The following is a 9921-nucleotide window of genomic DNA, read 5'->3' as shown; positions in this document are numbered from 1 at the left end:
GTTCGGAGGGGCCGGTCACCGGGTGCCGCGCAGCACAAACAGCACGTTTGGCGCGCCACCGGCGGCCCCCTCACCCACGCTCTGGTAGCCGTTCTTCTCCACCGTCACCGTCTTGGCCGGCGCCGCCGGGTCGGCCTGCGGCCTGAGGTCGGCGCTGATGGGGTGGTCGGCGGTCTCCAGGGCGAAGACACGCGGAAGCTCCAGCGTGAGATAGCCGCTCTTGGCGGTGGCCCTGAAGCAGTAGGCGCCCTGAGGGTTCCCGCTGGGACCCTGTACAGTCATGACCTTGATCTGCGAACCCGAGTCGTCGCATGCGGCGAGGGTGATGTGCCCGTCGCCCTTGATCAGTTTGATGCCCTTGTCCCTCTGGATCTGATCCGCGTTCGGGTAGGCGTAGTCCTCCACCGCGGAGGGCGGCGTGGCCCCCGTGGGTCCCCCCGGGGGCTGCGGATCGGCGGTCGCGAGCACCGGAGTGCCGGCGAGCGCCAGAATGGCAGCAACCCCCGCGACGGGAAGCATCCTGCGTATACCAGGAGTCACCCGAATTCCTTTCCAGGCATGGGTGAGGGCACGACGAAGGAACATCGGCAGGTCCCCCATGCACAGATGTAAAGCAAAAATAAGTGGTCGGGTGCAAGACTAACGCGCCATCAGAAACCTGGACAACGTGATCATCTTCATCCGCTGTTCACGGAACCTGAACATGGCAAACACAGTCACGCGCGCAAAGTGCCGCCCTCGGAACGGAGGTGTTCAACGTCGAGCTGCGTGCCTCAGCGGAGTCCCAGCCCACCCACGGCCGTGCTGTAGGCAGCGTCTTCCCGGCCTCGGGGTGCCCCATGGCGCTGAGCACCTGTCCCAGGCCGAGCCGGGCCTGCTCCGACCAGGCAGGCATCTGCGCGGCGTCGAAGGCAGCGGCCACGATCGAGTACGGCCGGCCGGGCATCATCTGCGCTTACCCTCGTCCCGGCCGAACGTGTGACAAAAGGTCCGGTCAGGGCACGTGTTGGCGACTGGCCACAGCCATGGCCAGACGTCCGCGGCCAGCACGATCCGACCGTCCGCCGCCCTCGGCGACGGCATCGAGGCCAGCGCGCGAGGCAGCCGGGCCACGTCGATCCGGCCCTGCTTGAGACCGCCGTGCAGGGCCCCGTGTCCGCGGCGGTGCTCCGGATCGAGTGCCAGGTCGACCAGCGTCCGCACCGGTCCATCCGTGCACAACAGCGCGTCGCACAGCTCGAACAGCCCGTCGCCCCGCGCGGTCTGACATCCGTACAACTCCGTCCGGAAGCGTGACACTTCCACGAACGTATCCCGCAGGACATGGCCAAGGACGTCGACCAGGCCCTCGAGGACATCGCCACGGCCCACGGCGTGGCAGTACGCCCGGCCCGGGGGCGGCCGCGCGGCCGCTCCCGCGGGCGCCGGGCGTAAGCCGCGCGCGGCCGGGCCCGCGATACCGGTCATCTGGCGCAGGGTGCGGGACAGCAGGCGGCGCTGGCTGAGGGCGTTCCCGGTATGCAGCAGATACGCGGCCGGGCCCGCGGCGGCCAGGGCCGTGCTGCGCGCCTGGCGGGAGGTGTGGCCGATGGCGAGCAGCCCGAACCCGGCGGCGACAGCACCGGCCACGAGCGGCGGGCCGGCGAGCCAGGCGCCGCCGGCCAGCGTCACGCTGGAGGGAAGCTGCGTCTTGACGTTGACGGCGGCCGTCGCGACGCCGAGGTTCATCCCGGCCAGGCACTGGCGTAACTCGTCCAGGGGTACGGCAAAACGGTCGTTGACCTCGTTCCGCAGATAGGCGTCCAGGGTGCGGCCGTCCGGGATGTCCGCCAGGGACGCCAGCTCGGCGGCGGCCTGGCCCACCGCCTGGCGGAAGGCGAGGAATTCCCGGCCGTGGCGCCGGCGCAGCCGTACGATCTGCTCGGCGGACACCCGGTCGATGTCCGCGGGCACGACCGGCCCCAGGGCCAGGATGCCGATGCGCTCGGCCAGGGACGGCCCGGCCTGCGCAGCCGCCTGCGCGGGCGTCCGCAGCAGATACCCGGCCAGCAGATCGGCCGACCAGCCGTTGGCGAGGGCGAACGCATGCGGCTGGTCGGTGGTCAGCTCCAGGTGGTTCGCCGAGCCGAACTCCTCCGCGAGGCAGCTCATGTACAGGGAGACGAAGCGCTCGCGAAGGACCAGCCAGCGCGCGTCCACCTCGTGGGACAGGGTCAGTCGCCCCCGGACCGCCAACCCCGCCTCCACCAGGGCCCGCGTCAGGTCGGGGCGAACCTGGCTCTCGTGGAGCGCGGCCAGGCGCGGCCGGTGGGCCGCCGCGGCCGAGGTGCCCGACGCGGTGTGGTCGAAGGCGGCCATGTCGCGCTGCTGTACGCGCAGCCCGGCCCGCAGGGCGCTCTCGTGGCCCGCGAGCAGTTCGAGGAAGCGGGGTGCGATGGCGTCCACCGCGGCCGTGGGGCCGGCGTTCTCGATGAAGCCGGCCTGGTCGGCCAGGACGCGCACGGTCCGCGAGTCGCGGATCGCATAGTCCTCCGGGACGATGCGCACGATGGCGGGCCAGTACAGCGCGGATATCTTCAGCCACCGCTCGTCGCGGACGTGGAAATACGGGTAGTAGAGGCCGAGGCCGGATGCGGGGCCTTGCACGGTGACGGCCAATCGTTGTCCTCTGGTCTGCGATCCGCCGGGGGCCGGTGCTACGCGGCCGCCGTGAGCCGGTCGAATTCGGCCCTGTTCCTGTCGAGCTGTGCACGGTAGACGTCGGCGTCCGCGTCGAATCCGCGGGTGCGCGCGTAGTCCAGACAGAGGCCCGCGCGGTGCATGGTGACGACCGTGCGGAAGAGGTCCCTGGCCCGGCGGTCCTCCCCCTCGTCCGAGGCGATCGTGGTGACGTGATCGCGATTGCTGTTGAGCATGACAGCCTCGATGGTGTGCATCGGCCCTCGGCCCGGGCCCGCGGCGCTGTCCTCCGTCATGCCGAGGATCTGGAAGAAGGGGCCGCGCAGCAGCACCTCCTTCTCGTACGCGTACGCCGACAGCCCGTCCACGGGCACGGCGCACATCGACGTGACCGTGCTCGCCGGGAATGCGGAGCGGTAGGCACCCAGGAGCTCCGGCGGCAGCCCCGCGACGTCGATGCTCCAGAGCAGTGGGCGGCGGTCGGGGAAGCGCTTGGCGGTCTCCCAGGCGAAGGCCATCGCCTTCTCCTGGCTGCGGCTGGCCGACATCATGGCCAGGGGCACGGAGAGGTAGCGCTGCTCGACCGGGCCTGCGGCGGCCCGGGTGAAGGCCGCCAGCTCCTCGGCGGTAACCGCCATGCCCCGGTAGACGGTGCCCTGGAAATTGTCGGCCGTGCGGTGCGTGTGGCGGTAGTTGAACAGGTCGATGCTCAGAAGCTCCACGAGGAATGCGGCGCTGCGCAGGGCGACGGGGTCGCCGGTCAGCGACACGGTGCGGAAAGCGGTGTTGATGGTGCTGAAGATGCGCTGGTATCCGGCGTCCGATGTGTAGAGGCGGACCGCGCTGTAGTCCTCCGGCTGCGGACCGCCGTCCGCCCGGCGGTCGGCCCAGTCCTTGGTGCTGGCGAAGAGTTCCGCCAACTGGCCGTCCAGTTCGGGATCGGCCGCTTCCGGGGAATCCGGACTCACCCGCTCCATGTAGGCGCGCAGTTCCGCCATGAAATCGGGGTAGCGGTCCCAGTGGATGCGGATGTCATTGATCGCCCGCCGTACCTCGGACATCCGGCTCTGCACGTTCGTCCCGGAAAAGAACGGGCGCCGGTCCTCCAGCATTCCGCTGGTGCACAACGGCTGGAGCTCCGACCACCCGGAAAACCTGCTGAGGCTGCGTTCCGCTGTCACGGTCCCTCCCCTCCCGGCCATGCGCTGACGGGCCACGCGGCTTCGGCCTCCCCATGGTAGAGGCCGCACCCCGGCAAGGTGTTGGTGTTTTGCGACGGCCCACCGGCCACCGCAGCCGGCGCTTCCTCCTCGGCCAACGCCTCCAGATGCTGCTCGAGGCCGATCACCCGACACCTGAGGACTTCCTCGGCGTCCGCCAAGTCCACCCGCACCTGCTCCAGTTCGGCTTCCAGCGTCGAGCGAAGCCGCTCCGTCCGCTGGCCGTGGCGAGGCGTCAGCCCTGGTACCCGCTCAACGACCGTCCGCCGCCCGCAGGACGTATTCGGGCAGGTGAACCGCCGTGCCAGATGCCCGACTCGAAGCGACCTCCTTGCTGAAGAAGTGATCTTCTTCAGCAAAACAGACATGCCTCCCGTACAACCCTTCCTCCCCATGCGGTGTCAAACATGGCGCCGGACCCAGGAACGGAACCTATCCGAACACCCCCCGCGCCCCGAGCCAGCCAGTCGTATCTGAGCCAAGGAGCCGCTCATGCGCAAGCACCGCTCGGCCGCCGTCGCGGCGGCATCGTTTCTCCTCGTGACGGGCGCGGTCATCGCGACCGCTCCCAGCGCCTACGCCGGAACACCCGGCGCAACACCCCCCAACGACCGCAACACCGACTTCAACGGCGACGGATACGACGACGTGCTCGTCGGCGGCCCCGGGGCGGCGGTCGGCGGGTTCAAGGGCGCTGGCATGGTAACCGTGCAGTACGGCGGACCCAAGGGCATCGGCACGACCAGGGTTAAGGCCTTCAGCCAGAACTCCACGGGCGTCGCCGGCGCCGCCGAGACCGGTGACGGCTTCGGCAAGTCGCTGGCCACCGGCGACCTCGACGGCGACGGCTACGACGACGCGATCATCGGCATCCCCGGCGAGGACCTCGGCGCCGTCGCCAACGCGGGGGGCGCCGTCGTCCTGTGGGGCACACCGAACGGCCTCACCGGATCGGCCAGCGACTGGCTGCAGTCCGACGACCTCACCACGGACGGCCGGTTCGGCGCCTCCCTCGCCGCGGCCCGCTTCGGCGACACCACTCCGGGCGACTTCCTCGCCGTCATGGACTCGGTCGGGTTGACGATCTACACCTTCGAGCCCGCCCCCCAGTCCACCGCCAAGAGCGCGGACACACAGGCGCGGCGGCCGGTGCAGAAGTCGCGCACCACGCTCACCTCGCCTCCGCGGAGGACGCTCAGCCACGCCTCCACCGACGACGCGCCGGGCATCCAGCCCAAGTCGATGACCACGGGCGACTACGACAACAACGGCTTCGCCGACCTGGTCGTCTCCGGCACCAGCGTGGGCGACGAGCCGGGCTACGGCTGGTCGTACATCCTGCCCGGCACCGCCTCGAACGAAGAGCCGCTGCCGATCACCGCGGTGCGCGGCGGCCCGGTCGTCGCGTCCGGCGACATCAACCGCGACGGCTACGACGACCTGGTCACCGGTGAGCCGCACAGCCCGGACGACGCCGGCCAGGGCATGACCGGCGGCATGGTCGGCGTCTACTACGGCAGTGCGGACGGGCCCGTCGGCCAGGAGGGGCCGGGCACCCCGCCCGCGTGGTGGACCCAGAACTCGGCGGGCGTGCCGGGCACGAGCGAGCAGGGCGACGGCTTCGGCACCGACCTCTCCGTCGGCGACAGCAACGGCGACGGATATGCGGACGTGGCGATCGGTGTCGCCGGCGAGGACATCGGCAGCGTCACGGACGCGGGCGCCGTCACGGTCCTGCCTGGCTCGGTCAAGGGCATGACGTCCACTGGCGCCCTGTCCGTGAACCAGGGCACCGCGAACGTCCCGGGCACCGTCGAGAAGGGCGACAAGTTCGGCGGCCAGGTCTCCTTCACCGACCCGAACGACGACGGCCGCTTCGGCCTGCTCGCCTCGGCACCCGGTGAGAACACGAACGACGGCTATGTCTGGGTGTTCTCCGCGGGCGGCTCGGGCCTGACCACCTCCGGCTCCTGGAGCTACGGCCCGAGCGCGTTCGGCGGCCTGCCGACGGACGCGCTGTACGGGGCGGCGATCGACGACTAGCACTCCAGCCGGACTTCTGTATTTCTGCTGGTCAACGGCCTGGCGGTGGGGAGTGTGGCGGGGGCGCGGCATGCGCGGGACGGTCTTGGACAGGTCGTCCCACCAACGGATGCCCGCGCCGCATGTAGTGACAGTGTCGGGCACGTGCCCGGTGGCGGCGGCACCATCGGGACCAGTTCAGCACGTGGTCGCGGCGTGCAGGACGGTGGCGGGGTTGAGTTGCCGGCAGACGACGGATTTCGGCTGGTGTGAGGTCCACGAGGTCGGCTGTGTCGGCCTCGAGACCCCCTTTCCACGCTCCTGCACGGCCATCACTGCGAGGAACGCGTGGGCGAGCAGGGCAAGCGTGATGTGTCGGTACCAGCCCACATGGCGGCGGACCTCGTACTGGTCCAGGCCGCACTCGTTCTTCGCGCTCTGGAAGCACTCCTCGATCTTCCAACGGCAGCCGGCGACTCGGACCAGGTCGGCGACGGTTGCGTCCAGTGGAGCGCAGGCGAGGCAGTAGGCGATCTCGTCGGGCCTGCTGATGCCGCGGCGGGCCGGCACCCACCTCTGCCATGTGGGCTCGTCGACGCCGGACTCGGTCACGGCGGGCAGACGGGCGGCGGCCCGGTCGTAGAGCCGTTCGCCTTTGGCTCCCGGCCCCGCCGACAGATGCTGCCACACCTCGGGCGGGGCCTGGGCGATGAGATGGCCGATGCGCAGGCCGTTAACCTGCTGTGACTTGGGGACGGCGACCACGTATCATGCCCCCGGGCCACCCGCACGGCATCCCGGTGCGGGTGGTGGACGCCGGCATCACCGCCATCCCCGAACGCGGGCCCTCCCGCACCCGCCCCCTGCGCGTGATCACCAGCCTGCTGGACCCTGCCGAAGCCCCGGCCGAGCAGGTCGCCGCCGTCCACGCACAACGCTGGAACAGCCAGACCAGCCTGTTCGAAGCCAAGATCCTCCAACGCGACCACCGGCTTCTGCTGCGCTCCCAGCACCCCGACGGCGTCACGCAGGAGATCTACGGACTGCTCATCACTCACCAATACTTGCAGTCCCAGCGGGCCCGCGCCGCCCAGGCCGGCCTGGACCGCAACCGGCGCCATGCTGGACCCCGACCGCATTTCCTTCACCGCGGTCCTGCGCACCATCCGCCGTCACCTGCACTACCGGCCGACCGCAGGACAGCCTCCGCTGATCACTGTCCAAACCGAGGCCCTGGCCCAGCTCATCCCCCGCAGACCCCACCGCGTCAGGCCCCGCGCCAGACAGGCACCCGACCACCGCGCACGAGCCCCCGGCCCCGTGCCCACCGGTAACGTCACCTACACCATCACCATCTGCCGCCGAGACGAGACTCCTCGCGTCACACCCCGACCACCAGCCAAATAGCGACGCGACGTTAGGCGTTGGACCTGCCCGCAATGTGCACGAGTGGCCCCCTGACCTTGCCATGGGCAACCATCGGCTTCAGCCGGAGGCTGTCATGGGTGTTGGCCGCAGAGAGGCCGACGCGTGGGGCAGTCCGTCCGCGTCGGACAGGACGTGCATCTCGGAACCCGGCTTGCCCCGGGCCACGGACGACGGACCTGCAAGTTCGCCCCTTCTTGGCACGGACGTGAGCGGAGTCGAGGACCGCCCGGGACAGGTCGATGAGGCTCTGGCCGACGAGCATCTCAAGCACCCTCTGGTGCAGCCTTCCCCAGACACCCGTACGCGACCAGATCAGGAACCGCCGGTGCGCCGTCGACTTCGACGCTCCGAAACAGGGTGGTAGAGCCCGCCGGGCACAGCCGCTGACCAGGACGTAGACAACGGCCGCGAACACCGCCTCGTCATCAATGTTGGCCACCCCGCCGCCCTGCGGCCGCACCCGCGCCAGCAGAGGCCTGGCGATTGACCAACTGACCATATAGGACAGGGAGTTAGCAGCGGATCACGGCCCGCTGTGGATCAGTGACGCCCACAGGTGTGGTCGGCCGGTGTGCTCGGCCCGCAGGCGCTGGATGACATGGTGGAGTGCGAGCGCCGTGTCATCGGCGGACGCCGTGTCCGGCATCAGCCGGTAGAAGTGGTCGGCCGCGCCGGCCGCGACGCGGTCGTCCAGCGGCCACAAACTCGCGACGACGTGCCGGAACCCGGCCAGTTGGAACGCGGAGGCGAGGTGGATGGACTCGTCTGCGTGCCTCCAGCCGACATGTCCGGTGGAGCACGCGGACAGGTATGCGAGTTCAGCCTCGTGGAGGTTGCGGCGGCCGATCTCCGCGATGGACAGCACGCCGTCGTGAAGGTGAAGCCCGCCCTCGGACGGTGCGTCGGGGTCGGTGCCGGCGTGGCAGGCGAAGTGTGCCCAGCTTGCCTCGGGGAGTGCGCCGGTCACGCGGGCGGCGGTGGCGTGTTCGTTGACGAGCAGCGGCATGTCGGGGTGGGCGGCGTGCAGGTTCGCCGCCTCGGCGGCGGGCGCCGGCAGGTCCGGCAGACCCGGGGTCCGGTCGAGAGCGACCGTGAGTCGGCGCAGGGCCGTCGCGGCCGGGCGTTCGCGAGCACGGGCGAGGGCGCGCAGGGTGGGCGTGTACGACGAGATCACCCGGTCGAGCGCCCCGGCCCGGCCAGGATGCCCGGCCGCGTGCAGCGGCAGCAGCCCGAGCAGCCCGGTCGGTGTCCACCACACACGGGGCAGTACTCCGTCCTCTCGGCGCAGCCGGCGTTCGACGGCGTCCAGGACCGGTTCGACCGCTGTGTCCCACAGCCAGCTGAGCAGCTCCGTCAGCACCCGTTGCCGGCGCAGCTCGCCGGTGAACGAGCCGGCGTCGTGCATCGCTTCGGTCAGCTCGGCGGCCCACGCCTCGACGTCTGCCAGCCGCAGTCCGGGCAGCGGCACCAGCAGTGGGGGCCCGTCGGCGGTGACGACGATGGCGTCGCACCGCTGCAGGCTGGCGTTGAGCAGCACGACCGCGCCGCCGGTGGCGATCGGCCGCAGTTCGTTCCACGTCGGCGGCAGCAGGAACCGGTCCAGGCCCGGCAGTCGGCGGATCTCCGCCAGCACGGCGTCATGCTCGGCCCACAGCCGCTTACGCCGGTCGACGAGGTCCAGGTCCCGTCCGCCGGGCGGCGCCATGACGGGGGGATCCGGCGCGTTGAGGGCGACGCGGACGCGGCGCAGGCGGCCGGCCAGCGCGGGGTGATCGGCTTCGAGCTCGGCGAGGGGCGTCCGCAGCGCCAGCCGGGATGCCAGCAGGACCGCCCGGCCCAGCTCACCGGCCTGGACCGCGCCGCCGGGATCGTCGAGGGCGCAGTGCACGGCGATCGTCTCGCCGATCAGCCCCCGGTTCGCGCCGAGGCGGTGTTCGTGGTCCGACGTGGAGGTCTCCCGCGCCGCGACCAACGGCAGCAACTCCACCGCCGTGTCGAGCAGCAGCCGGGCGGTGTGCAGATCATCCAGTACGTAGGCCAGTCGGCCAGCCGACCAGCAGGCGCGGAGCCGGTTGAAAGGAGGCGCCGTCGTGGCCGCGAGCGAGCCCTCCGCGAGCCGGGCGATCCGCGACCGGTCGAGAGGGCCGCCGCTGTTCCACCGCCTCATGTAGCAGGTCCCGAGAAGATAGATGCGTGCTGCCCGGTTGGGATGGTCGTCGGGGGTGGCCGCGACCGCCCGTTCCGCGGCGTCGACAGCACGGTCGAGGTCGCACGTGGCGCCGGTCCGCTGGAACCGCAGCCGGTAGGCATAGCCGAGGGTGAACAGATACCGCGCGCGCTCCGGATGGTCGGCGGGGACTGCAGCGGCCGTCTCCTGCGCCAGGTCGACAGAGCGGTCCAGGTCGGCCGGGTCGCCCGAGTGCTCGTACCGTGTCTGATGGGCCCGCGTGAGGTTGAACAGGCGCAGCGCCCGGTCGGGATGGTCCGCGGGGGTGGCCGTGACGGCCAGGAGCGCGAGCTCAACGGCGCGGTCGAAGTCGGTCCCGGCGTGGGGGCGCGGGGTGCGCGCCCG

The 9921-nt window shown here is 71.0% G+C and carries 7 protein-coding genes and 1 pseudogene; 1 reads left to right on the top strand and 7 read right to left on the bottom strand.

What is annotated here, in order from left to right:
* Positions 1 to 15: 15 nt before the first annotated feature.
* From ACFW2E_RS12525 to ACFW2E_RS12510, 4 genes are all read right to left on the bottom strand, one after another.
* Positions 16 to 540 carry a hypothetical protein gene (locus ACFW2E_RS12525; RefSeq protein ID WP_384465510.1) on the bottom strand — a complete coding sequence of 175 codons (525 nt, stop codon included), beginning with the start codon at positions 538 to 540 and terminating at the stop codon, positions 16 to 18.
* A gap of 405 nt (positions 541 to 945) precedes the next feature.
* Complete coding sequence (locus ACFW2E_RS12520; RefSeq protein WP_384465508.1) at positions 946 to 2658, bottom strand: DUF6236 family protein; 1713 nt, start codon at positions 2656 to 2658, stop codon at positions 946 to 948.
* Positions 2659 to 2696: 38 nt separating this feature from the next.
* Complete coding sequence (locus tag ACFW2E_RS12515; RefSeq protein WP_384465506.1) at positions 2697 to 3860, bottom strand: hypothetical protein; 1164 nt, start codon at positions 3858 to 3860, stop codon at positions 2697 to 2699.
* Complete coding sequence (locus ACFW2E_RS12510; protein ID WP_384465504.1) at positions 3857 to 4267, bottom strand: hypothetical protein; 411 nt, start codon at positions 4265 to 4267, stop codon at positions 3857 to 3859. Before ACFW2E_RS12510 ends, ACFW2E_RS12515 begins: the two co-directional genes overlap by 4 nt.
* Positions 4268 to 4391: 124 nt before the next feature.
* Between ACFW2E_RS12510 and ACFW2E_RS12505 the strand changes: the two genes are divergently transcribed.
* The gene (locus ACFW2E_RS12505) at positions 4392 to 5942 is read left to right on the top strand and encodes an FG-GAP and VCBS repeat-containing protein (RefSeq protein WP_384465502.1); all 1551 of its coding nucleotides are present in this window, start codon (positions 4392 to 4394) and stop codon (positions 5940 to 5942) included.
* Between the two features lie 177 nt (positions 5943 to 6119).
* Here ACFW2E_RS12505 and ACFW2E_RS12500 read toward each other — a convergent pair whose 3' ends face one another.
* From ACFW2E_RS12500 to ACFW2E_RS12490, 3 genes and pseudogenes are all read right to left on the bottom strand, one after another.
* Complete coding sequence (locus ACFW2E_RS12500) at positions 6120 to 6686, bottom strand: hypothetical protein (protein WP_384465499.1); 567 nt, start codon at positions 6684 to 6686, stop codon at positions 6120 to 6122.
* Between the two features lie 691 nt (positions 6687 to 7377).
* A pseudogene (locus tag ACFW2E_RS12495) lies at positions 7378 to 7848 on the bottom strand (transposase); the annotation flags it as partial.
* A gap of 24 nt (positions 7849 to 7872) precedes the next feature.
* The coding region (locus ACFW2E_RS12490; RefSeq protein WP_384465496.1) for a CHAT domain-containing protein at positions 7873 to 9921 on the bottom strand (2049 nt) is incomplete at its 5' end.

This window comes from Streptomyces sp. NPDC058964 (genome assembly GCF_042741275.1).
GTDB lineage: Bacteria > Actinomycetota > Actinomycetes > Streptomycetales > Streptomycetaceae > Streptomyces.
Note: the sequence above shows the minus strand (reverse complement) of the source record. Positions and strands in the feature narration are given on the sequence as shown.